The sequence below is a fragment of the Streptomyces sp. NPDC004031 genome, assembly GCF_053604375.1.
Window position 1 is genome coordinate 63,703 of the sequence record NZ_JBSGHL010000008.1, and the last position, 23,344, is coordinate 87,046.

22 protein-coding genes and 3 tRNA genes are annotated in these 23,344 nt (G+C 71.9%); 13 read left to right on the forward strand and 12 right to left on the reverse strand.

The genetic code is table 11. From position 1 onward, the window contains the following. Positions 1-94: 94 nt before the first annotated feature. On the forward strand, positions 95-709 hold the full coding sequence (locus ACWERV_RS07025) for a YbhB/YbcL family Raf kinase inhibitor-like protein (protein WP_452929786.1): 615 nt from the start codon (positions 95-97) through the stop codon (positions 707-709). Between the two features lie 6 nt (positions 710-715). Here ACWERV_RS07025 and ACWERV_RS07030 read toward each other — a convergent pair whose 3' ends face one another. Beyond that, the gene (locus ACWERV_RS07030; RefSeq protein WP_398175922.1) at positions 716-1,171 is read right to left on the reverse strand and encodes an Lrp/AsnC family transcriptional regulator; all 456 of its coding nucleotides are present in this window, start codon (positions 1,169-1,171) and stop codon (positions 716-718) included. A 94-nt stretch (positions 1,172-1,265) separates the two neighbouring features. Here ACWERV_RS07030 and ACWERV_RS07035 point away from each other — a divergent pair, with 94 nt between their 5' ends. The 4 genes from ACWERV_RS07035 (at position 1,266) to ACWERV_RS07050 (ending at position 2,958) form a co-directional block, all read left to right on the forward strand. Continuing rightward, positions 1,266-2,075, forward strand: coding sequence for an LLM class flavin-dependent oxidoreductase (locus tag ACWERV_RS07035; RefSeq protein ID WP_452929790.1), 810 nt, complete (start codon positions 1,266-1,268; stop codon positions 2,073-2,075). Continuing rightward, a complete protein-coding gene (locus ACWERV_RS07040) occupies positions 2,072-2,623 on the forward strand; it encodes a deaminase (RefSeq protein WP_452929793.1) in 552 nt (183 codons plus the stop codon). Before ACWERV_RS07035 ends, ACWERV_RS07040 begins: the two co-directional genes overlap by 4 nt. 182 nt (positions 2,624-2,805) lie before the next feature. Then, positions 2,806-2,880: transfer RNA gene (locus tag ACWERV_RS07045), tRNA-Asp, on the forward strand. Positions 2,881-2,884: 4 nt separating this feature from the next. Continuing rightward, positions 2,885-2,958, forward strand: a tRNA-Phe gene (locus ACWERV_RS07050). A 63-nt stretch (positions 2,959-3,021) separates the two neighbouring features. Here the strand turns inward: ACWERV_RS07050 and ACWERV_RS07055 are convergent. After that, positions 3,022-4,065: an ABC transporter permease gene (locus tag ACWERV_RS07055; protein ID WP_452929795.1), complete on the reverse strand. Its 1,044-nt coding sequence runs from the start codon at positions 4,063-4,065 to the stop codon at positions 3,022-3,024. Positions 4,066-4,432: 367 nt separating this feature from the next. Here ACWERV_RS07055 and hrpA point away from each other — a divergent pair, with 367 nt between their 5' ends. Beyond that, complete coding sequence (gene hrpA, locus ACWERV_RS07060) at positions 4,433-8,374, forward strand: ATP-dependent RNA helicase HrpA (protein WP_452929798.1); 3,942 nt, start codon at positions 4,433-4,435, stop codon at positions 8,372-8,374. 68 nt (positions 8,375-8,442) lie between these two features. Continuing rightward, positions 8,443-8,517 (forward strand) — tRNA-Asp (locus ACWERV_RS07065). Between the two features lie 513 nt (positions 8,518-9,030). On the opposite strand, the gene bldC is transcribed toward ACWERV_RS07065, so the two are convergent. Beyond that, positions 9,031-9,237 (reverse strand): developmental transcriptional regulator BldC, encoded by a 207-nt coding sequence (gene bldC, locus ACWERV_RS07070; RefSeq protein WP_003949541.1) that lies wholly within the window; start codon positions 9,235-9,237, stop codon positions 9,031-9,033. A gap of 463 nt (positions 9,238-9,700) precedes the next feature. Beyond that, on the reverse strand, positions 9,701-10,549 hold the full coding sequence (locus tag ACWERV_RS07075; RefSeq protein WP_452929801.1) for a hypothetical protein: 849 nt from the start codon (positions 10,547-10,549) through the stop codon (positions 9,701-9,703). Positions 10,550-10,824: 275 nt separating this feature from the next. On the opposite strand from ACWERV_RS07075, the gene ACWERV_RS07080 reads away from it, so the two are divergent. After that, positions 10,825-11,943, forward strand: a complete 1,119-nt coding sequence (locus tag ACWERV_RS07080) for a Leu/Phe/Val dehydrogenase (protein WP_398175910.1) — start codon at positions 10,825-10,827, stop codon at positions 11,941-11,943. Between the two features lie 296 nt (positions 11,944-12,239). After that, positions 12,240-12,515, forward strand: a complete 276-nt coding sequence (locus ACWERV_RS07085; protein WP_398175908.1) for a DUF3073 domain-containing protein — start codon at positions 12,240-12,242, stop codon at positions 12,513-12,515. 87 nt (positions 12,516-12,602) lie between these two features. On the opposite strand, the gene purM is transcribed toward ACWERV_RS07085, so the two are convergent. From purM to ACWERV_RS07110, 5 genes are all read right to left on the reverse strand, one after another. Continuing rightward, on the reverse strand, positions 12,603-13,670 hold the full coding sequence (purM, locus tag ACWERV_RS07090) for a phosphoribosylformylglycinamidine cyclo-ligase (protein ID WP_398175906.1): 1,068 nt from the start codon (positions 13,668-13,670) through the stop codon (positions 12,603-12,605). Positions 13,671-13,712: 42 nt separating this feature from the next. After that, on the reverse strand, positions 13,713-15,230 hold the full coding sequence (gene purF / locus ACWERV_RS07095) for an amidophosphoribosyltransferase (protein ID WP_398175904.1): 1,518 nt from the start codon (positions 15,228-15,230) through the stop codon (positions 13,713-13,715). A 606-nt stretch (positions 15,231-15,836) separates the two neighbouring features. Beyond that, positions 15,837-16,643 (reverse strand): sterol carrier family protein, encoded by an 807-nt coding sequence (locus ACWERV_RS07100; protein ID WP_452929806.1) that lies wholly within the window; start codon positions 16,641-16,643, stop codon positions 15,837-15,839. Positions 16,644-16,717: 74 nt separating this feature from the next. Beyond that, complete coding sequence (locus ACWERV_RS07105; protein WP_398175900.1) at positions 16,718-16,921, reverse strand: DUF4177 domain-containing protein; 204 nt, start codon at positions 16,919-16,921, stop codon at positions 16,718-16,720. Positions 16,922-17,008: 87 nt separating this feature from the next. Further along, positions 17,009-18,271 (reverse strand): MFS transporter, encoded by a 1,263-nt coding sequence (locus ACWERV_RS07110; protein ID WP_452929810.1) that lies wholly within the window; start codon positions 18,269-18,271, stop codon positions 17,009-17,011. A 114-nt stretch (positions 18,272-18,385) separates the two neighbouring features. On the opposite strand from ACWERV_RS07110, the gene ACWERV_RS07115 reads away from it, so the two are divergent. Both ACWERV_RS07115 and ACWERV_RS07120 read left to right on the forward strand, forming a co-directional pair. Then, positions 18,386-18,670 carry a type II toxin-antitoxin system Phd/YefM family antitoxin gene (locus tag ACWERV_RS07115; protein WP_452929812.1) on the forward strand — a complete coding sequence of 95 codons (285 nt, stop codon included), beginning with the start codon at positions 18,386-18,388 and terminating at the stop codon, positions 18,668-18,670. A gap of 5 nt (positions 18,671-18,675) precedes the next feature. Next, positions 18,676-19,059 (forward strand): type II toxin-antitoxin system VapC family toxin, encoded by a 384-nt coding sequence (locus tag ACWERV_RS07120; RefSeq protein WP_452929815.1) that lies wholly within the window; start codon positions 18,676-18,678, stop codon positions 19,057-19,059. 101 nt (positions 19,060-19,160) lie between these two features. Here the strand turns inward: ACWERV_RS07120 and ACWERV_RS07125 are convergent, their stop codons facing one another. The 3 genes from ACWERV_RS07125 to ACWERV_RS07135 form a co-directional block, all read right to left on the reverse strand. Further along, on the reverse strand, positions 19,161-19,538 hold the full coding sequence (locus ACWERV_RS07125; RefSeq protein ID WP_452929817.1) for a nuclear transport factor 2 family protein: 378 nt from the start codon (positions 19,536-19,538) through the stop codon (positions 19,161-19,163). An 81-nt stretch (positions 19,539-19,619) separates the two neighbouring features. Continuing rightward, on the reverse strand, positions 19,620-20,393 hold the full coding sequence (locus ACWERV_RS07130) for a glycosyltransferase family 2 protein (protein ID WP_452929819.1): 774 nt from the start codon (positions 20,391-20,393) through the stop codon (positions 19,620-19,622). An 81-nt stretch (positions 20,394-20,474) separates the two neighbouring features. Further along, a complete protein-coding gene (locus tag ACWERV_RS07135; protein ID WP_452929822.1) occupies positions 20,475-21,515 on the reverse strand; it encodes an aldo/keto reductase in 1,041 nt (346 codons plus the stop codon). A gap of 170 nt (positions 21,516-21,685) precedes the next feature. On the opposite strand from ACWERV_RS07135, the gene ACWERV_RS07140 reads away from it, so the two are divergent. Beyond that, positions 21,686-22,555, forward strand: a complete 870-nt coding sequence (locus ACWERV_RS07140; protein WP_452929825.1) for a helix-turn-helix transcriptional regulator — start codon at positions 21,686-21,688, stop codon at positions 22,553-22,555. A 222-nt stretch (positions 22,556-22,777) separates the two neighbouring features. Continuing rightward, positions 22,778-23,344, forward strand: coding sequence for a Uma2 family endonuclease (locus ACWERV_RS07145; RefSeq protein ID WP_452930028.1), 567 nt, complete (start codon positions 22,778-22,780; stop codon positions 23,342-23,344).

A 23,344-nucleotide genomic window follows, 5' to 3' on the forward strand; every position in this document is an offset into this window, starting at 1 on the left:
CACTGCGGATGCCAGGTTCCGCGCGGCCTTCCCCGCCCTCCCCGCACCGCCCGATCGTGGAGCCCCACCGATCACGAGCACACCGGAGGACACCATGAGGAGCAGCGCCCGTACCGCCACCGCCGTCGCGGCCGCCACCGTCGCCGTCGCCGCGGCCGGCGCCGTCACCGCGCACAGCAGTTCGCCCCGGCAGCCCGCGTACGGCCACCAGCAGATCCGCTCGGGCGTCCCGCAGGGTGCCGCGCGCTTCACCGTGACCAGCCCCGACGTGCGCGACCACGGCACCTTCCCCGCCGACACCTGGGCGAACGCCTTCGGCTGCGCGGGCGGCAACCGGCAGGTGCGGCTGTCCTGGCACGGCGCGCCCGCGGGCACCCGCAGCTACGCGGTGACGATGTACGACCCGGACGCGCCCTCGGGCGCGGGTTTCTGGCACTGGGAGACGTGGGACATCCCGGCGTCCGCGCGCGCCCTGGGCGCGACCCCGCCCGCGGGCAGCGTGGTGGGCACCAACGACGCCGGGGCGAAGGGCTATCTGGGCCCGTGCCCGCCCGCCGGGGACGTCACGCACCACTACCGGATCACGGTCTACGCGCTGGACGTGCCGTCCCTGGAGCTGCCCGCCGAGACGCCCGCGACCGTCACGACGTTCACGATGGCGGGCCATGTCGTCGGGCACGCCGACATGACGGTGACGGCCCGCCGCTGACCGCGCTCAGGGCCGCGCCGGGCCGCGGAAGGGCAGCGTCTGCCGGTAGACGACGCTCGTGGTCGTGCTGCCGAATCCGGCGAGTTCGTCCACGAGCGTCTCCAGGTGCTCCATCGAGGTGGCCGCGACCTTGAGCGTGTAGCAGTCGTCACCGGTCGTGCGCAGGCACTCCAGGATCTCCCGGCGGTCGGTGAGCAGCCGGTGCAGCGGCTGGTGGCGGTTGCCGGGGTACTTCAGGCGGACGACGGCGAGCACGGGGTAGCCGACCTTCGTGAGGTCCACGGCCGCGTGGTAGCCGGTGACGACGCCGAGGGATTCCAGCTGCCGCACCCGCTCGGTGGTGGCCGACGCGCTCAGCCCGACCCGCCGCCCCAGCTCGCTGAACGAGAGCCGCGCCTCGTGCTGGAGCTGTCCGACGATCGCCCAGTCCACGTCGTCCAGTTCATCGGGATTCCCGGCCATACGCCGATACTACCGGGAGATTCACCGCAACAGGCTCCCGTCACCACGAGAAGTCCCTTCAGTCCGGCGCATCCGCCGGGATAGCCTCGACGCCATGCAACTAGGCGTCAACGTCCCGAACTTCGGGCCGGGCACCGACCCGGGCGTGCTGCGCGAGTGGGCGAGCCGGATCGAGGAGCTGGGCTACGACCTGCTCATGATGTCCGACCACGTGACCGTCACCCCGGACGTCGCCGAGCGCTACCCCGAACCGTTCTACGACCCCTTCACGACCCTCGCGTGGCTGGCCGGCCTCACCCGCGCCGTACGGCTCGGCACCACCGTGACCGTGCTGCCCTACCGCCACCCGCTGCTGGTCGCCCGCATGGCGGAGGGCCTGCAGCAGCTCAGCGGCGAACGGTTCGTGCTCGGCGTCGGAGCGGGCTGGTCCCCGCAGGAGTTCGCCGCCCTCGGCGTGCCCTTCGCCGACCGCGGCCGCCTCACCGACGCGCACCTGGCCGCGCTGCACGAGGCGCGGCCCGGCGGCGCGACACCCGTACCGCTGTGGGTCGGCGGCAGCAGCCGGGCGGCGATCCGGCGGGCCGTCCGGCACGGCGACGCCTGGCACCCGCTGCGCCTCGCCCTGCCCCGGCTGCGCGCCATCCTCGCCGAGCACCCCGACCTGCCCGCGCTCGCGCCCCGGATCGCCTTCGACGTGACCGACGCCCCCGCCACCGGCCCCGACCGTCCCGCCGGGGTCGGCACCCTCGACCAGATAGCCGGCGACCTCGCCGAACTGGAACGCCTCGGCGCCACCGCCGTCGTCCTCGACCCGTACCACGGGGACCCGGAGCAGACCCGTACGCCCGAACCGGCCTGGCAGGCCCTCGCCGCCCTCGCCGCCCACCGGAGGACCGCCCCATGACCGACCCCTCGCCCGCCCCGGAAGCCACACCCGAGCCCACCCCCGAGCCGTCGTCCGCCCAGGACCCCGGCACCGGCTCCGACCCGGGCACCGGCACCGTCCTGACCCCCGCCGACGAGGCGCTGCTGCGGCGGGCCATCGCGCTCGCCGCCCGCGCCGTCGAGACCGGCGACGCGCCCTTCGGCTCCCTGCTGGCCGGACCGGACGGCACCGTGCTCGCCGAGGACCACAACACCGTGCGGCGCGACAGCGACATCACCGCCCACCCCGAGCTGAAGCTCGCCCGCTGGGCCGCCCGTGAGCTGGACGCGGAGGAGGCCGGCCGCACGACCATGTACACCAGCTGCCAGCCCTGCTCGATGTGCGCGGGCGCGATCATGCGCTCCGGCCTCGGCCGCGTCGTGTACGCCCTGTCCACCGGCCAGCTCGTCGCCCTCCACCCGGAGTCCGGCGCCTGGCCGACCGTCCCGCTGGGCGGCCCCGCCCTCTTCGACGAGGCCCGCGCCCCCATCGAGGCGTACTACGGCGGCGCCGCCGCCACCGGCTGATCATGCGTTTCGGGACGCCCTCGCAGGTCTGATACGCTGATCCAGCGACAACGGCCTGCGGGCGGTGCCCGGCCGGTCACGGAGGGCAAGGTCCTCCGGAGGGTCGCAAAACCCGTGCGAGAGCATGGCACCTGGTGTGTCAGACTTGTCCCGCACACAAGCAGTGCAGAGCAGTACAGCAAGGTCCTGTGGAGCAGTTTGGAGTGCTCGCCACCCTGTCAAGGTGGAGGCCGCGGGTTCAAATCCCGTCAGGACCGCTGCGGCTGGGTAGCTCAGTTGGTACGAGCGACCGCCTGAAAAGCGGTAGGTCGCCGGTTCGACCCCGGCCCCAGCCACCGCACGATGGAGGCCCCGTTCCCTGGTGGAGCGGGGCCTTCACCGTTTTCCGGCGGTACGGGTCAGCGCCCGCCCGGATGCCGGTGCCGCCACCCCACGAAGACCGCGGTCGACACCGCCGCCCACCCTGCGAGCACCAGGAACGGGAAGGCGTGCTGGTGCCCCCCGAAGTAGACGGCGGTGTGCTGCGCGTTCACCGACCCGCCCGGCGGCAGCCAGCGCCCGATCCGCCCCAGCAGCGACGGCAGCAGCGGCCACGACACCGCCCCGCCCGACGACGGATTGCCGAGCAGCACCATCAGGCCCCACGTCGGCAGCATCGCCCACCGCCCGACCAGCGTGTTGAACATCGTGAAGACCATGCCCGACGTGAACATCGTGAACGCCAGGATCGCCCACGACTCCGCGAACGGCAGCCGCAGCGCCCCCAGCCCCCAGTCCACGACCGCGGCGATCGAGAAACCGCCGAGCATCGCGTACGCCACGATGAACGCGATGCGCTCCGCGGGATTGAGGGCACGCGCGTGCACGCTGAGCTGGATCGCACCGACGAAGCCGAGGATCACCGCGGCCAGCGAGATGTAGAAGATCGCCAGCCCCCGCGGGTCGCCCTTCTGCAGCGGGTTGATGTCACTGACGGTCACCGGCACGCCGATCGAGCCGCCCACCGCGGGCGCGGTCTGCGCGAGCAGCTCGGCGACGCTCGCACCGGACGCCGACGACACGTACAGCCGCGGCGCGTCCATCGCCTCCCCCACCTCCGCCCGGCCCGGCTCGCGCAGGATCGCGAAGACCCGCTGTTCCTCCACCGCGTCCTTCGCCTGCGCGAACGTGTCGTAGTGGTGCAGCTTGAGCGACGCCCCCAGCGCCTTCTCCATCCCCGCGACGAACTCCGCGCGCTTGACCTGCGAGGTCGGGATGCCGGTGACGGCCGTCGGGATGAACCGCGGCGTCGGATTCGCCATGGCGTACGTGTACGAGCCGGCGAACAGGCCCGCGGCGGCGGCGATCAGGACGACCAGCACGCAGGCGGGCCAGAAGGGTGAGCTGCGGAGCCCCTTCCACCCCGCCGCCGCCCTCGCCCTCATACCCGCCACGCTAACCATCCCCCGCCCCCCGCGCCCCCGCAGTTACGCCCGCCGGGCGACATCCCCCACTCCCGCGCCGGGCCCCGTTTCCGCCGCCGCGGGGGCGAGCGCTTTTCGCCGCCGCGCCGGGCACGCGTTTTTTAGGGGCGCGGGGAACTGCGCGACAAGCCCCCACCGGGGCGCGGGTCGGATACCGACCCGAAGGGTCTCTTCGGTCCGATCCGGACCACCGGCCGGTGGGGGCGGGCCGCGCAGTTCCCCGCGCCCCTAAAAACGCTCGCCCCGCGGCGCAGCCGCGAGCTCACCCCCGCCACCCGGCGGAAAGGTGCCCGGCGGCGAAATGGGTTCGCTCCAGGCCCACCGCAGGTGCGAGCATGAGGACCGTATGTCTACTTACGCAACCAACGACCTGGCCCGCCGCCTCCCGGCGCTTTCGCTGCGCGACGAGCAGCGGCTCGGGCGGCGGCTGGAGGGCGTCCGGCGGATCAGGAAGGCCGAGGCGCGCGACGCCGTGCTCGCCGAGATCGACCGGGAGATCGACCGCGGGGAGCAGCGTATAGCCGCCCGCAGGGCGAATGTGCCGGAGATCACCTACCCCGCCGCGCTCCCGGTGAGCCAGAAGCGGGACGAGATCCTCGCGGCGATCCGCGACCACCAGGTGGTGATCGTCGCGGGTGAGACGGGTTCGGGCAAGACGACGCAGATCCCGAAGATCTGCCTGGAGCTGGGCCGCGGGGTGCGCGGCCTGATCGGGCACACGCAGCCCCGCCGGATCGCGGCCCGTACGGTCGCCGAGCGGGTGGCGGAGGAGCTGCGGTCGCCGCTGGGCGAGGCGGTCGGCTGGAAGGTCCGCTTCACCGACCAGGTCGGCGAGCAGACCCTGGTCAAGCTGATGACGGACGGCATCATGCTCGCGGAGATCCAGACGGACCGCGAGCTGCGCGCGTACGACACGATCATCATCGACGAGGCGCACGAGCGCAGCCTGAACATCGACTTCATCCTGGGCTATCTGGCCCAGCTGCTGCCGCGCCGCCCGGACCTGAAGGTCGTCATCACGTCGGCGACGATCGACCCGGAGCGTTTCTCGCGGCATTTCGGGGACGCCCCGATCGTCGAGGTGAGCGGCCGGACGTATCCGGTGGAGGTGCGGTACCGCCCGCTGCTCGAAGAGGGCGGCGAGGACGCGGACCGGGACCAGATCACGGCGATCTGCGACGCGGTGGACGAGCTGCAGGCGGAGGGGCCGGGCGACATCCTGGTCTTCCTGTCGGGCGAGCGGGAGATCCGCGACACGGCGGACGCGCTGGGCAAGAGGAACCTGCGGCACACCGAGGTGCTGCCGCTGTACGCGCGGCTGTCGTCGGCCGAGCAGCACCGGGTCTTCCAGCAGCACGCGGGGCGCCGGGTGGTGCTGGCGACGAACGTCGCGGAGACGTCGCTGACCGTCCCCGGCATCCGGTACGTGATCGACCCGGGAACGGCCCGTATCTCGCGCTACAGCCACCGTACGAAGGTGCAGCGGCTGCCGATCGAGCCGATCAGCCAGGCGAGCGCCAACCAGCGCAAGGGGCGCTGCGGCCGTACGTCGGACGGCATCTGCATCCGGCTGTACGACGAGGACGACTTCCTCTCCCGCCCGGAGTTCACGGACGCGGAGATCCTGCGGACGAACCTGGCCTCGGTCATCTTGCAGATGACCGCGGCCGGGCTCGGCGACATCGCGCGCTTCCCGTTCATCGACCCGCCGGACAGCCGCAACATCAAGGACGGTGTGCAGCTGCTGGAGGAGCTGGGCGCGCTGGACGCGGCCCAGAAGGATCCGCGCAAGCGGCTCACGCAGACCGGCCGCAAGCTCGCGCAGCTGCCCGTGGACCCGCGGCTGGCCCGTATGGTGCTGGAGGCGGAGCGCAACGGCTGCGTGCGCGAGGTGATGGTGATCGCGGCGGCGCTGTCGATCCAGGATCCGCGCGAGCGGCCCGCGGACAAGCAGCAGCAGTCCGACCAGAGCCATGCCCGATTCCGCGACGAGGGCAGCGACTTCCTGTCCTTCCTGCACCTGTGGACGTACGTGCGGGGCCGGCAGCGGGAGTTGTCGTCGTCGGCCTTCCGCCGGATGTGCCGCGGGGAGTTCCTGAACTACCTGCGGATCCGCGAGTGGCAGGACATCTACAGCCAGCTCAAGCAGGTCGCGAAGTCCATGGGCATCACTGTGACCGAGCCCGCGTCGGACGACGACTCGGCCGATCCGGTGCGGGTGCACCAGTCGCTGCTGGCGGGTCTGCTGTCGCACATCGGGCTGAAGGATCCCGAGGCGAAGAACGAGTATCTGGGCGCCCGCAGTGCGAAGTTCGCGGTCTTCCCGGGTTCGGCGCTGTTCAAGAAGCCGCCGCGGTGGATCATGTCCGCAGAGCTGGTGGAGACCTCCCGGCTGTGGGCGCGGGTCAACGCGAAGATCGAGCCGGAGTGGGTCGAGCCGCTCGCCCAGCACCTGGTCAAGCGCAGCTACAGCGAGCCGCACTGGGAGAAGGACCAGGCGGCGGTGATGGCGTACGAGAAGGTGACGCTGTACGGCGTGCCGCTGGTGGCGCAGCGCAAGGTCAACTACGGGCGTATCGACCCCGAGATCTCCCGCGAGCTGTTCATCCGCAACGCCCTGGTCGAGGGCGACTGGCGCACCCACCACCAGTTCTTCCAGGACAACCGCAAGCTGCTCGGCGAGGTCGAGGAGCTGGAACACCGGGCCCGGCGCCGCGACATCCTGGTGGACGACGAGACGCTGTACGACTTCTACGACGCCCGGATCCCCGAACACGTGGTGTCCGGCGCGCACTTCGACTCCTGGTGGAAGCACCGGCGGCGCGAAGAGCCGGAGTTGCTGACCTTCGAGCACTCGATGCTGATCAACGAGAACGCGGAGGCGGTCACCAAGGCCGACTACCCGGACTCGTGGCGGCAGGGCTCGCTCAAGTTCCGTGTCACCTACCAGTTCGAGCCGGGCGCGGACGCCGACGGCGTGACCGTGCACGTCCCGCTCCAGGTGCTCAACCAGGCGGTGCCGGACGGCTTCGACTGGCAGATCCCGGGCCTGCGCGAGCAGGTCGTGACCGAGCTGATCCGCTCGCTGCCCAAGCCGATCCGCCGGCACTACGTGCCCGCGCCGAACTACGCGAAGGCGTTCCTGGAGCGGGCGGTCGCCGGGCCCGACCCCCTGCCGTCCGTGCTGGCGCGGGAGTTGCAGCGGATGGTCGGTGTGCCGGTGGCCGCCGAGGACTTCGATCTGGCGAAGGTGCCGGATCACCTGAAGGTCACCTTCCGGGTCGTCGACGAGCGGCGCCGTACCGTCGCCGAGGACAAGGACCTGGAGGCGCTCAAGCTGCGTCTGAAGCCGAAGACGCGCGCGGCCATCACCAAGGCCTTCGAGCGTGCCTCGGACCCCGCGCTGGCCTCCGTGGAGCAGCGCACGGGCCTGAAGGACTGGACGGTCGGCGCGCTCCCGCGCACCTTCGAGACCCGGCGCGCGGGGCAGCCGGTCAAGGCGTATCCGGCGCTCGTCGACGAGGGCGCCACGGTCGCGGTCAAGCTCTTCGACACCGAGCCGGAGCAGGCCGCGGCGATGTGGCGCGGCACGCGCCGGCTGATCCTGCTGAACGTCCCGGTCAACCCGGCGAAGTTCGTCGCCGACCAGCTCTCCAACCAGCAGAAGCTGAATCTGTCCCGCAATCCGCACGGCAGCGTCCAGGCCCTCTTCGAGGACTGCGCCACCGCCGCCGCGGACCGCCTGATCGCCGACCACGGCGGCCCGGCGTGGGACGAGGAGGGCTATCGCAAGCTCTACGACGCGGTGCGCGCGGACCTGGTCGAGCTGACCGTCCGCACGGTCCGCCAGGTCCAGCAGGTGCTGGCCGCCTGGCACTCCTGCGAGCGCCGGCTGAAGGACACCACGAGCCCCGCGCTGCTCGCCAACACCGCCGACGTCCGCGAGCAGCTGGCGGCCCTCGTACGCCCCGGTTTCGTGACCGAGGCGGGCCTCAAGCGCCTCCCGGACGTCATGCGCTACCTGGTGGCCGCCGACCGCCGCCTCCAGCAGATGCCGACGGGCGCCCAGCGCGACGCCACCCGGATGGAGAAGGTCCGCGAGATCCAGTCGGAGTACGCCGAACTGCTGGCCGCGCAGCCCGCCGGCCGTCCCGTCCCGGCGTCGGTCCGCGACATCCGCTGGATGATCGAGGAGCTGCGCGTGAGCTACTTCGCCCACGCCCTGGGCACGGCCTTCCCGGTCTCCGACAAGCGCGTCTTCAAGGCCCTGGACGCCGCCTGGGCCTGACCGCGGCCCCTCTCGTGATCGAGTTCGACCGCACCCCCTGACCTGCTGTAGAGTCTGTTCCGCAGCGAGGTCCTGTGGAGCAGTTTGGAGTGCTCGCCACCCTGTCAAGGTGGAGGCCGCGGGTTCAAATCCCGTCAGGACCGCAAGAGTTACCGCACACGTTCGACCCGGAGACCCGGTTCCGCGAGGAGCCGGGTCTTTTTGTATGCCTTCGCCCTCCCGACACCCCCTTCCGGCGCGGGAGTTCACTACCGCACCGTACGCAAGATCCACAAGCCCGCGGCATGTGACGGGAGTCACGTGAAGTCGTTCCGGAATCACGGAACCCGACGCCCTCCGGAAGGGCGTCGATTTAATATGTGCAATGGCACCACGTCCGGGACGTGGTGCCAAGGCACGAAAGAGGGCACGAACACGGCACAAAAACGGATCGCACCGGACCCGGCGGAGTCCGATGCGATCACGGTGAAGCTGTGGTGCTGCTGTGGTCCTGCTGTGCTGCTGGTGCGGATCCGGCGGGATCCGCGTCATACGAAGCAACTGCCGAAGCACTGCTGATGGAGCCGGTGGAGCTGGGTCCCGTGGGATGCCTGATGGGGGCAGGCGATCCGCCGGGACCGGGCGCCGCAAAGGGGGACGGCGTCCAAAAGTGCCGGTCAGGCCTCGCTGCGCTGCTGCGGAATGCCCGCGAGCAGCGCACGTACCTCCGCCTCGCGGTAGCGGCGGTGGCCGCCCAGCGTGCGGATGGACGTGAGCTTGCCTGCCTTGGCCCAGCGCGTGACCGTCTTGGGGTCGACGCGGAACATGGTCGCGACCTCGGCAGGGGTGAGCAACGGCTCGGCATCAGGGGTGCGAGCGGTCATGAGCGGCCTCCTTGAGAGAACCGAACCAGCGCGGTTCTTTCCTCTGAATTCTGCACCTTGACCCGCGTTGCCCGAAATGGCAGGCGCGGGCCGAGTCGGTAATAGGACGAACGGCTTGTCCTCGGCACTACAACTACACCATCCGTCCAGCCGCGTCGGCCAAACCGATGGATTTGCCCTCTCAGGTGTTCAAGCTCGGCGGAAGCCGATGGACCGTGTCATAACGGACAGTCACGCGAGCGTGACGATCAGTCACAGGACGATCAACTGCAACATCCCCACCTTCGAATCGAGCCCGAGGCGGACCCGTTGTCCCATTTTGGCATGACAGATGGTGATCCAGGCAAGACTCCAGGTACGTGCTCTCCATCACGCTTGACCCGAAAATCCGAATCGCCCCCCGGCCGGACGCCCGAAACGTCCTCCGCCCGCAAGGAGGTTGCCCCGTGTCCGGACCGGAAGATCAGTTCGAGAACTGCAGCTCCCGCACCGCCCGCCAGCGCTCGGTCAGCCGCTCGTACGCGACGCTCGCCGCCGCCGAGTCGCCCTCGCGCAGCGAGGCCAGGCCCTCGGCGACGTCCGCGGCCGAGCGGTCCTCGGCCAGCCGCTCGGGGCCCATGATGTGGACGAGGCCCCCGTAGTCCAGCTCGACGAGCGAGCGCGGGTGGAATTCCTCCAGCCAGCGGCCGACGTCGACGAGCCCGTCGATGAGCGGGCCGCCGTCGTCCAGCGCGTCCTTGAGCACCCGCAGGCCCCGCGCCACCCGGCGGCGGGCCTGCACCATCGGGGTGCGGTAGCGCAGCAGCGGCTCCTTGCGCTCCCCCTCGCCCGCCGGCTCGTACTCCCGCTCGTCGTCCCCGACGAGGACGAACCAGCGCACGGGCACGTGCCAGGTCGCGGTGCGGATCCAGGGCCGGGCGTCGGGGTTGCGCTCGCGCCAGGAGTCGTGGTCGGCGGCGACCTGCCGGCGCACGACCGGCGGCAGCATCGCGTCCAGCACCGGCTGCGGCAGCTGCTGCCCGAAGGTCTCCAGCGCGAGCCACCCGCGCAGCCGGGTGCGCCAGGGGCAGACGTGGGTGACCCCGCCGATCTCGGCGACGAAGGCGTCGGCGCTCTCGTGCACGGGGACGGCGATCGGCGGCACGGGCACCAGGCCCGCCAGCGACTGCCGCAGCTCGTCCTGCGCGGTCCGGCAGGTACCGGCCGCGGCGTAGCGGTACCAATGGGTGCGTTCGGGCTCGGGAAAGGCCGCCAGCGGCTCGTAGACGCGCAAATAGGCCGCGTACGGGACCACTACCGGTGAACCGCTCACACCCGCTCCCTCGCGCCGCCGTGCCGCCGCGGAGTCCCCGTCGACCGTCCACGGCGTCACCGTCGATCGTCCCACGCGCCCGCACCCCCGGGACGTGATCCCGGCCACTGGCCACGCCCACGGGCGACCCCCGCGGCCCGCGCGATCCGTAGGGGGTGGTGTGGGGGCCGCGTGCCACGCCGTCGTCCCCGGGAGGGCCTACGCTGAGCCCAGCATCACGCCCTCCGCCACCCGCACGGGGGCGCGAGCCATCCGCACCACTGGGCCACCGGACTATGGGAGTCACCACCGTGACCGACGTAACCGACACCGGAAGTGTCATCGCCAAGCTGTTCCGATCGGAGCAGGGCGGACACGAGCAGGTCGTTCTCTGCCAGGACCGCGCGTCCGGCCTCCGGGCCGTCATCGCACTCCACTCCACCGCCCTGGGCCCCGGCCTCGGCGGCACCCGCTTCTTCCCCTACGCCTCCGACGAGGAGGCCGTCGCCGACGCGCTGAACCTCGCCCGCGGCATGTCGTACAAGAACGCGCTGGCCGGGCTCGACCACGGCGGCGGCAAGGCCGTGATCATCGGCGACCCGGACACCGACAAGACCGAGGCCCTGCTGCTGGCCTACGGCCGCGCGGTCGCCTCGCTCGGCGGCCGGTACGTGACGGCGTGCGACGTCGGCACCTATGTGGCCGACATGGACGTGGTCGCGCGCGAGAACCGCTGGACGACCGGCCGCTCCCCGGAGAACGGCGGGGCCGGCGACTCCTCGGTGCTCACCGCGTGGGGCGTCTTCCAGGGCATGCGCGCCGCCGCCCGGGTGCAGTGGGGCACGGCCTCGCTGCACGGCCGCCGGGTCGGCATCGCCGGGGTCGGCAAGGTCGGCAAGCACCTCGTGGACCACCTGCTGGAGGACGGCGCCGAGGTCGTGCTGACCGATGTGCGCTCCGCCGCGGTCGACGCGGTCGCCGCCCGGCACCCCGAGGTCTCGGTGGTCAGCGACGCGGAGGTGCTGGTCCGCACCCCGCTGGACGTGTACGCGCCGTGCGCGCTCGGCGGCGCGCTCGACGACAAGACGGTGGCCGCCCTGACGGCGACGGTGGTGTGCGGCGCGGCCAACAACCAGCTCGCCCACCCCGGCGTCGAGAAGGACCTGGCCGACCGCGGCATCCTGTACGCGCCCGACTACGTGGTGAACGCGGGCGGTGTCATCCAGGTCGCGGACGAACTGCACGGTTTCGATTTCGACCGGGCCAAGGCCAAGGCGACGCGGATCTACGACACGACGCTGGCGATTTTCGAGCGCGCGAGCGCCGACGGGGTGCCGCCCGCGGTCGCCGCCGACCGGCTCGCCGAGCAGCGGATGGCCGAGCGGACACCGTCGGAGGAATGGTTGCGTCCGTGAACGAGCCGGGGGTACTCGCGAGTATGCGCGAGTAGTCCGGAGTGACGCACGTGACCGAACGCACGGCCCGATAGCAAGTTGGTGCTAGAAGAAGGTAAAATCGGGCCTGACCAGGCAGGACAGGGCCTTGAACAGCCCCTGTTCCGACGCGCGTCGTGCGGGCGACGTACCGTGCGGCGTCGGAAGCAGGTACCGTTGAGGCCCTACGGGCAGGTCCTCCGCGCAGGAGGCCTTCCGCATCATGAACGCGTGTCAAGACTCGGGGCCATGAGCCCCGCCGTTAAGGGGGTCGAGCCATGGGGCGCGGCCGGGCCAAGGCCAAGCAGACGAAGGTCGCCCGCCAGTTGAAGTACAACACTGGCGGCACGGATCTTGCCCGTCTGGCTGACGAGCTGGGCGCATCGTCGTCGATGCCGGTCAATCCGGAGTCCGTCGACGACGATGACGACGACGAGCTGGACGACGACGACCCGTACGCTCAGTACGCGGATCTGTACAACGATGACGACGAGGACGAGGGCGACGAGTCCTCGGGTTCGTCGTCCGCGTCGTCGCAACGCCGTCGCGCTTGACGCGGTAAACGACACCCGCAACGGCACCATCTGCGGTGACCCGGTCGGGGGCGGTCAGCCTCCGACCGGGTTTCGTCGTGCCCGGGGTCACCCCGCGTAGTCGCCGATCATCCGTACGGCCCCGTCGCCGTCCTCCCGCGCACCGACCTCGCCGGCCACCCAGGCGTCCACCCCGCGGTCGGCCAGCACGCTGAGCGCGACCTCGACACCGCTCTGCGGCAGCACCGCGATCATGCCGACGCCCATGTTGAGGGTGCGCTCCAGCTCCGACCGCTCGACCCGGCCCTCGACCCCGACCAGGTTGAAGATCGGCGAGGGCACCCAGGTGGAGCGGTCGACGGTGGCGTTCAGCCCGTCGGGGACGACCCGGGCCAGGTTGTTGGCGAGCCCGCCGCCGGTGATGTGCGCGAAGGCGTGCACCTCGGTGGTCCGGGTGAGCGCCAGGCAGTCCAGCGCGTAGATCTTGGTGGGCTCCAGCAGCTCCTCGCCGAGGGTGCGGCCCAGCTCGGCGACCTCGCGGTCCAGCGCCCAGCCGTTGGCCTCGCTCAGCACATGGCGGACCAGGCTGTACCCGTTCGAGTGAAGCCCGGAGGACTCGATCGCGATCACCGCGTCACCCGAACGGATCCGGTCCGCGCCGAGCATCGCGTCCGCCTCGACCACGCCGGTGCCGGCGCCCGCGACGTCGAAGTCGTCCGGGCCGAGCAGCCCGGGGTGCTCGGCGGTCTCGCCGCCGACCAGCGCGCAGCCGGCCAGCACACAGCCCTCGGCGATGCCCTTGACGATGGCGGCGACCCGCTCGGGGTGGACCTTGCCGACGCAGATGTAGTCGGTCATGAACAGCGGCTCGGCCCCGCACACCACCAGGTCGTCGACGACCATGCCGACCAGGTCGTGGCCGATGGTGTCGTAGACGCCCATCCGGCGCGCGATGTCGACCTTGGTGCCGACGCCGTCCGTCGCGGAGGCCAGCAGCGGGCGTTCGTAGCGCTTGAGGGCGGAGGCGTCGAAGAGCCCCGCGAAGCCGCCGATGCCGCCGACGACCTCGGGGCGGGACGCCTTGCGGACCCATTCCTTCATGAGCGTGACGGCCCGGTCGCCGGCCTCGATGTCGACGCCGGCGGCGGCGTAGCTCGCACCGTTTGTCTCAGGCATTGCAGGCACTTTCGTGTCGGGGGATCGCGGAAGCGGCCGGGCTCACGGCCTGCGCAGGGCGTCGGCGGCGTCCGCGCCGCCCGCCAGCTCGACCTCCAGCAGCTGCTTGCCCAGCAGCTCGGGGTCGGGCAGCTCCATGGGGTATTCGCCGTCGAAGCACGCGCGGCACAGGTTGGGCTTGGCGATCGTGGTCGCCTCGACCATCGCGTCGAGCGAGATGTACGCGAGCGAGTCCGCGCCCAGCGACGCGCCGATCTCGTCGACGCTCATGCCGTTGGCGATCAGCTCGGCGCGGGTGGCGAAGTCGATGCCGAAGAAGCAGGGCCACTTCACCGGCGGCGACGAGATCCGCACGTGCACCTCGGCGGCGCCCGCCTCGCGCAGCATCCGCACCAGGGCCCGCTGGGTGTTGCCGCGGACGATCGAGTCGTCCACCACGACGAGCCGCTTGCCGCGGACGACTTCCTTGAGCGGGTTGAGCTTGAGCCGGATGCCGAGCTGCCGGATGGTCTGCGAGGGCTGGATGAACGTCCGGCCGACGTAGGAGTTCTTCACCAGGCCGGAGCCGTACGGGATCCCGCTGGCCTCGGCGTAACCGATCGCGGCGGGCGTACCGGACTCCGGCGTGGCTATCACCAGGTCGGCCTCGACGGGCGACTCGGCGGCGAGCCTGCGGCCCATCTCGACCCGCGAGAGGTAGACGCTGCGGCCGGCGATCTCGGTGTCGGGGCGCGCGAGGTAGACGTATTCGAACACGCAGCCCTTGGGGCGGGCGGGCGCGAAGCGCGAGGTGCGCACGCCCTGCTCGTCGATCGCGACCAGCTCGCCGGGCTCGATCTCCCGGACGAAGCTCGCACCGCAGATGTCCAGCGCCGCCGTCTCCGAGGCGACGACCCAACCGCGCTCCAGCCGGCCCAGCACCAGCGGGCGGATGCCCTGCGGGTCACGGGCGGCATAGAGGGTGTGCTCGTCCATGTAGACCAGGCTGAAGGCGCCCTTGATCTTCGGCAGCACCTGCGGGGCGGCGTCCTCCAGGGACAGCGGGTTGCCCTCGGCGTCGCTCTGCCCGGCCAGCAGGGCCGTGACCAGGTCGGTGTCGTTGGTCGCGGCGACCTTGGTGGCCCGGCCCGGGGTCTGCGGCAGCTCGGCGACCATCTCGGCCAGCTCGGCGGTGTTGACCAGGTTGCCGTTGTGGCCGAGCGCGATCGAACCGTTGCTGGTGGCCCGGAAGGTCGGCTGCGCGTTCTCCCACACCGAGGCGCCGGTGGTCGAGTAGCGGGCGTGGCCGACGGCGATATGGCCGGTCAGCGAGCCGAGAGAGGTCTCGTCGAAGACCTGGGACACCAGTCCCATGTCCTTGAAGACCAGGATCTGCGAGCCGTTGCTCACTGCGATGCCCGCGGACTCCTGTCCGCGGTGCTGCAGGGCGTACAGCCCGAAATAGGTGAGCTTGGCGACCTCTTCGCCGGGGGCCCAGACACCGAAGACGCCACACGCGTCCTGGGGGCCCTTCTCGCCGGGGAGCAGGTCGTGGCTGAGTCGTCCGTCACCACGTGGCACGTTGTCGAGTCTAGGGCAGGATCGCGCGTCGTCCGAACGGGGGACGGTCACGGAGTGCCGCCGAACAGGACTTCTATGCGCGTAGCGCCTTGGGGGGCACGGGGGTGTGACGTACCCCCCAAGGCGGGGCCGCCGGTCACTCATGGGGTCCTGTCCGACCGGCGAGACTTCGCCCGCATCATAGGGCTCAGGTGTTCACGCCGGGGCGGCATTGCGCAGAGCGTGTGAAGGGGCCGCCCGCCGGTGGCCGGAAGTGGCCGGTGCGGCGGCCGGGAACGATCTTGCGGGCGGCGCCGCGGGTGTGCGCGCACGGAAACGCCCGCCGGTACGGGGGTTCCGGCGGGCGTGTCTTCCGGGCGATCCCGACCGGAAGGTTCGGGTTCAGCAGTCGGCATCGCCGTTGTCGATAGTAGGAGCGCGGGCCGTGCCGCACCTAGGGAACACGGGTCTACCGGCGTAATTACGCCACCCCGGGCGGGGTGCGTTCCGGGACGATACGGACACGGCAGTGCATGACGGACGCGCCATGGACTGACCGGGCTGTCAGCGGCTGACGGTCACGGGCCGTGTCGTCCGCCGGGCGTACGCCGTCCGGGTGGACGTGCCTCAGCGCATCACCGGGAGATACGCCGCCAGGTCCGCGCGCTCACCGCTCGCGGAGACCGCCGCGTCCTCGACGGCCGCGGCCCACTGCGTCCGGCCGGTCGCCAGCCGCACCCACGTCAGCGGGTCCGTCTCGACGACGTTCGGCGGCGTACCCCGGGTGTGCCGGGGCCCCTCGACGCACTGCACCGCCACGAACGGCGGCACCCGCACCTCCACCGCGTTCCCCGGCGCCTTCGCCGCGAGGCCGTCCGCGAGCACCCGCACGGTCGCGGCGAGCGCCTGCCGGTCGAACACGGGCTCGGCGCCCGTCGCCCGCGACAGGTCGTCGGTGTGCACGACCAGCTCCACCAGCCGCGTCACCGTGAAGTCCAGCGCCCGCATCCCCCCGAACGGCTCCGGCAGCAGCCGCCCCGGCCGCAACGCCTCCGCCCGCAGCGACGGCAGCTGCTCCACCGCCGCCTCGATCGCGGCGACCGGATCCCCCATCGCCCCGGCCGTCTCCTTCGTCCCGGCGTCCAGCTGCGCCGCGATCGGCTCCGTCGCCTGCGTCCAGGCGTCCAGCCCGGTCAGCCGCCCTCCGCCCACCGGCTCCGGCTCCCCCAGCAGCACCCCGAGCACGTCGATCTGCCGCACGATGTGCGCGACCAGCAGCCGCACGTCCCACCCCGGCAGCCCGGAAGGCCTCGCGTACTGCTCGGCGTCCAGCCCCCGTACGGCGTCCCGCACGTTCCCGCTCTGCGCGAGCAGCGCCCCCCAAGTGCGGTCGGGATCGTACGCTCGCGCCCGCCGGCGCCCGGAGTTCGACATGAGCCGAGCGTATCCGCGGGGTCCGACACCCCGGGCCACCGCAGTGGCACCCCGCGGCGCCGGGGGCGCAGCCCTCAGCGCTGGCGAGGCCGCTCGAACGTGAGCAGCAGCCCCTCCACGGCCCCGGGCCCGACCCGCCCCTTCACATCACCGGACGTGATGTCCTTCAGCACCCACCCGTCCTCCGCGTGCTTGTTCAGCGTCTTCTCCAGCTTGTCGCTGTCGAGCGCGTCGCCTATCAGCGACTCACGGAAGGTGACGACCTTGTACTCGTACATGCTCTGCCTTCGGTTCGGGCGAGTGAGTGACCGGCCCAGCCAACCACGAACACCGGTGCGGTGTCAGGGCCCTTGGCCACTGCCGGGTCAGACGGCGGCAGCCGCCACCGCCCCGCCCAGCGGAATGTCCCGCATGCGCCGCAGCGGCGAGAAGAAGAGCCACAGCCCCGAGGAGCAGCCCCCGACGACGGCGATCCACAGCGTGGCCCGTACGCCCAGGACGCTGGCCAGCGCGCCCCCGGCGAGCCCGCCGAGCGGCAGGGTCCCCCAGGTGATCCAGCGCGCGGCCGCGCTGACCCGGCCGATCATGCCCGGCGGGCAGGTCGCCTGCCAGTAGCTGACCAGCGAGATGCCGGTGACGACGGAGGAGAAGGTCCAGGCGCTCCACCCGACCCCGTAGAGCACCGCGCGCGGCCCGCTGCCCGAGAGCGGGATGAGCAGTCCGGGCAGCGCGAGCACGGTCATGGCGATCCAGCTGATGCGCGCGGAGCCGACCTGCCGGGCGAGCGACTTCGCCGCCGCCCCGCCCGCGACCCCGCCGACCGCGCCGAGCGCGAGCAGCAGCCCGACCAGGCCCGGATCGACGTGCCGGGTGCGGATGAGGAAGACCGGGCCGAGCGTCTCGACCATGATGACGAAGAAGTTCGCGGTGCCGTTGAAGGCGACGGAGTTGCGCAGGATCGGGTCGCGCAGCACGTGCCGCAGGCCCTCGGCGATCTGGGCCCGCAGTGACGGCCCGCCCGCCGCCTTCTCCGGCTTCGGTTCGCGCGTGCGGATCCCGGCGAGCGTGACGGCGGAGACCGCGAACGAGGCGGCGTCCGCGACGACGGCGGTCGCGGCCCCGAAGGCCGAGACGAGCCCGGCCCCGAGCCCCGGCCCGGCGATCTGCGCGCCCGACTGGGTCGCGGCGAGCTTGCCGTTGCCGTCCATGAGCTGCTCGTCGCGCAGCAGGTACGGCACCAGGCCCTGGTAGGCGACGACGAAGAAGACGGACAGCACACCGTCCGCGAACTCGACCCCGTAGAGCTGCCCGAGCGTGAGCACCCCGCACGCGTGCGCGACCGGCACGGACCCCATGACGACCAGCAGCCCGAGGTTGCACCCCAGCATGAGCGGCCGCTTGCGCACCCGGTCCACGATCGCCCCCGCGGGCAGCGCGACCAGCAGATACGCGCACGTCCCGGCCGCCGACAGCAGCCCCACCTGCCACGCGCTCGCCCCCAGCACGACGACGGCCACGAGCGGCAGCGCGAGCACGGAGATCTGCGACCCGACCTCACTGACGGTCTGCCCGGCCCACAGCAGCGCGAAGTCCCGGTGCCTGAACAGGCTCTTCTCCTCGACAGTCACCGTCCCGATGCTGGCACCGGTGGCCGCGGCATGTCCACGGGCCGTGGTACTCCCCCCGCCGAGCCGAAAGGTAGGTACAATCAACAGAAAGTAGGTACAACTGTGGGAGGCGCCATGAGTACCGTCTCGATCAGAGAGTTCTCGTACAACCCCAGCGCGATGTTCGCCCGGGTGGAGGGCGGAGAGGCCGTCGAGGTGACGCGGCACGGCAGGGTCATCGCGACGGTGCTGCCTGGCGCGCCGCACTTCGAGCGCTACGCGCACCTCGTGGCCCAGGGGCAGATCCGCCTCAAGGCGGCGACAACCGCCGACCTCGACCGTCTGCCGGTCCACGGATCCGACAACGCCCGCTCCCCCCTCGACATCCTGCTGGCCGACCGGGAGGACGACCCGCGTTGATCTACATGGATGCGTCCGCAGTCGTCACGTTGTTCGCCGACCGCCCTTACGGTCGCGACCTGCGCGCGTACCTGAAGGGCAGACAGAACGTCCCCATGGCGACCAGCAGCATCGGCTTCATCGAGGCCGTCCGGACCCTGGACCAGTACGGCGACTTCCCCCACCTCATGCGCGACCTGGACGACCTCCTGTCCGAGATGCTCCTCACCGACGAGGTACGACGCGCCGCGGCGGCGATGCCCGGTCGTATCCGCACGCTGGACGCGATCCACGTCGCCAGCGCGCAGGCCCTCGGCGACACACTCGACGTACTCGTCAGCTACGACAAACGCATGCTGGAGGTCGCAGAGGCAGTGGGGCTGCCGACGGCGGCGCCGGGCTTCAAGTGATCGTCGACAACGGGGACATCGGCAGCGTCACGTTGGACGCCGTCCACGACGTTGACCAAGCCCCAGGCCGATGAGGCCCGTGGGGGCGGCGGCGGACCGGCTCAGGGGGCGGTCGGCTCGATCTCGCCCGCGAAGACGATGATCTGGTCGATGAGGCTGCGCCGCAGGTGGACGACGTCCGTTCCCGCGAGGCGGGGGCCGCCGTCCGGCGTGGTGAAGACCCACTGGTACCGGGCCCATTCGTCGGGCATGTCCACCGCCGAGCAGCGCACCATCGTGCCGGTCCCCGCCGGGTGGCGGCGGATGTCCAGCACGAACCGCTCGACCGCCAGGATTCCCTCGCTGCGGCCCAGCGGCCCCCAGAAGACCACGTCCGAGGTCAGGGCCTGGGAGAGCAAGGCGGTCACATAGCTGTCGTCCGAGGCGTTGAAAGCGGAGATGAACGTGTCGATCGCGGAGCGTGCGGTCTCTTCCTGCATGCCCCAGTAATACCAGCCGATTCGTGTGCGCTCGTCCCGCGAGTCACCTTCCGATCACGGTCGACCGTTCCGGTCACGGGACTAGATACGGGACTTGCGCAGCGAGTGCCACACCGCCCCGGACAGCGCCAGCGTGGACCGCGGCACCGAGAGGTGCTCGTGCTCGCGGTAGAGGCGCCAGTTGTGCTCCACCAGGGCCAGCTTGTTCGAGGACAGCGATCCGGCGCGGCCCGCGCGGTAGACGGCGAGCGGCTCCTGGAGGCCGCGGGCGGGGTGCCCGTCGCGCATGATCGACAGCCACAGGGCGTAGTCCTGGCGCTTCGGCATGTCCGGCATGAGCCTCGTGCCCAGCGCGTCGCGGTCGTACATGGCGGTCAGGGCGCCGATGTGGTCCTGCACCAGCATGTCCCGGTAGGTCACGCGCTCGCGTGCCGCGACCACGCGGCCGTTGGGCGTGAAGTCGCAGGCCTCGCCCGTGTGGTCGCCGTCGACCTTGTAGTAGGAGGTGAACGTCAGCGGGGCGTCGCCCGCGGCGGCGAAGGCGAGTTGCCGCTCCAGCTTCTCCGGGAGCCACATGTCGTCGCTGTCCAGGAATCCCACGTACGCCCCGCGGGCCCGCTCCATGGCGAGGTTGCGGGCCCTGGCCGCACCGCCCTGCTCGGGCGCGGCCCGCGGGAGCACGCGCTCGTCCTGGCGGGCCAGCTCCCGCAGCAGATCCATCGAGTCGTCGGTGGACGCGTCATCGGTGACGAGGAGTTCCACGTCCGCGTGGGTCTGCGCGAGCACCGAGCGCACCGATGCGCCGAGCGTGGCCGCGGAGTTGTGCACGGGCATCACCACGGAAACCAGCGGCACGGCGGTGCTCCTCTCCCCGATGGGTCGTCATGGACGGCGTTGGTGCCGCCGGCCAAGGCTACGCGGCGCCCCGGCGCGCTCTCACGGCCGGGCCGGGCCCGTACCCGCTCCCGTCGCGGTGATCGCGGCGGCCACCTCCTCGATGTCCTCCGGGGTCAGCCGCAGGGACGCGGCGTCACGCCAGCCGTCCACCTGGGCCGGGGTGCGGGCACCGACGATCGCGCCGGTCAGACCGGGCCACGCCAGGGCCCAGGCGAGGGCGACCTCGGTGACGCTCACCGCGTGGCGGGCGGCGATCGGGCGCAGCGCGTCGGCGAGGGCGAGGTTGGCGGGGAGGGCGGTGGTGAAGTCCGGGTGGCCGCGGCGCCAGTCGTCCGCGGGCAGACCCGCGACCCGCTCGGCGGAGAACGTGCCGGTCAGCAGGCCGGACTGGAGGGGCGAGTAGGCGATCACGCCCGTGCCGTGGGCGTGCGCCCAGGCGATCTCGTCCGCCGCGGAGCGGTTGATCGCGGAGAAGGGCGGCTGGACGACGTCCACGTGCGCGATGCGCTCGGCCGCGTCCAGCAGCGCGGGCGCGTGGTTGGACAGGCCGATCGCACGGACCTTGCCCTCGGCCTTGAGGTCGGCCATGACCTGCCAGTAGACCTCCAGCGGTGTCGGGTCCACGGGCGCGAGGGAGCCGCCCTCGCCCAGCACCTCACCCGTGTCGGGCCAGTGCACCTGGTAGAGGTCGATGTGCTCGGCGCCGAGCCGCCGCAGCGAGTCCTCGACCTCGCGCCGTACGCTGTCCGGCCGCATCGTCCGCAGGGGCGCGGCCGAGGGGTCCGCCGGGTCCCACACCAGGCCCACCTTCGTGAAGAGGTAGGGGCGTTCGGCCGGGGCGAGCCCCGCGACCGCCTTGCCGACCAGCTCCTCGGAGTGGCCGTGGCCGTACACCGCGGCGGTGTCGATCCAGTTGACGCCCGAGCGCACCGCGTGCCGTATCGCCTCGATCGACTCGGTGTCGTCCGTGTCACCCCACCCGTAGGACCAGTTGGAGCCGGAGACCGCCCAGGAACCGAAGCCCAGGCGGGAGATGTGCAGGCCGCTGCGGCCGAGCGGGACGGTGTCCATGCTGCTCATGACGGTGAACTCCCCGTGTACGCGGCCCGGTCGGCGCCGGGCCCCGGAACGCTTCCGGTCCTCCCACTCTCGCCGGGTTCGCGCCGCGCAGCCACGGCCCTCCCGTGCCTGGGCACGGCGTGACCAGGCACCGCGCGCCCACCGTCCCCCTCTCCCGCGATACTTGGGGCATGGCGATGGACCGACGGACCGAACTGGGCGACTTCCTGCGCTCGCGCCGCGCCCGGCTGCGCCCCGAAGACCTGGGACTGCCCCGGCACGGCGGCCTGCGCCGCGTCCCCGGCCTGCGCCGGGAGGAGCTGGCCCAGCTCGCCGGGGTGAGCGTCGACCACTACGTCCGGCTGGAGCAGGGCCGCACTCTGCACTTCTCGGAGGCCGTCCTCGACGCGGTCGCCCGCGCGCTGCGGCTCGACGCGGTCGAACGCGAGCACCTCTACCGGCTGGCCCGCCCCACCGCGCCCGGCGGCCCGAACCCGCACCCGCACCCGTACCCCGACGGCGTACGCCCCGGGCTGCGCCGCCTGCTCGACTCCGCCGCCGACGTCCCCGCGTACGTCATCGGCCGCGGCACCCACGTCCTGGCCTGGAACACGCTCGCCGCCGCCCTGCTCACCGACTTCGGCGCGCTGCCGCCCCGCGAACGCAACATGGCCCGCCTGGTCTTCCTCGACGAGGCGACGCGCAGCCTGTACGCCGACCGGCGCGCGAAGGCCCAGGACGTCGCCGCCTACCTCCGCCTCGACGCGGCCCGCCACCCCGACGACCCCGCCCTCGCCGCCCTCCTCGCCGAACTCGACGCGTCCAGCCCCCTCTTCCGCGAGGTCTGGTCCGAACACCGCCTCCGCGACAAGACCCACGGCGGCTACCGCTACCACCACCCCGTGGTCGGCCCCCTCGACCTCGCCTTCGAGACCTTCCGCCTCCCCGACACCCCCGACCAGGCCCTCGTCATCCACACGGTCGAACCCGACTCCCCCTCCGCGACAGCCCTGCGCCTGCTCGCAACCTGGTCCCACGAAACCGCGCGGGCCGCGCGCTGAGGCCGCCCGCTGAGGCCGCCCGCCGCTTCCCGGCGGCTGCCGGGCCCCGCGGCTACGCTCGTTCCTGAGACGCAGGGACCAGACAACCGCCGAGTGTGATCATCCGGTCACGTTCCGCCTCATTGATCCACTAGAGTGAGCGCGAAGCGTGAAGTACCGGGCACAGGGAGGTACAGGGTGACAGCTGTGGACGACCGGCCGCAGACACGGGATCACGCGCAGATGGCGACGGAGGAGTTCGAGAACCTGGCGTCCGACGCGGCGCACCGGTCCGAGGGCCTCCGCATGGAATTCCTCGGCGGAAAGGCGGTGGTCAAAGCCGTGCCGGACGGACTGCACAGCGAGATCATCCTGTGGCTCCAGCAGATCTGCATGCAGTCGCGACCCGGGATGGGCCTCTACGGGGACCGGGGCCTCGCGGTCGAGAACTACCGCAGCGGCCGGGCACGGCCCGACGGCACCCTCGCCCCGATCGGCCACTTCGTCCGGTCCGGGGAGTGGGCGGATCCGGACGGCGTGCTGATGGTCGTCGAGGTCACGTCCTTCGACCGCGACACCACGCAGCGCGACCGCGTCGAGAAACCGCGCGCGTACGCGGAGTCCGGGATCCCCGTGTACCTGCTCGTCGACCGCGACACGCGCGAGGTCACCGTCCACAGCCGGCCCGAACAGGGCGCGTACGCACTGCGGTTGACCGTCCCCTTCGGCAAGACGGTTCCCCTCCCCGAGCCCGTCGGCTTCGAGCTGGACACCCAGCAACTGCTGAGCTGGGCCACCGAGGAGGAGTGA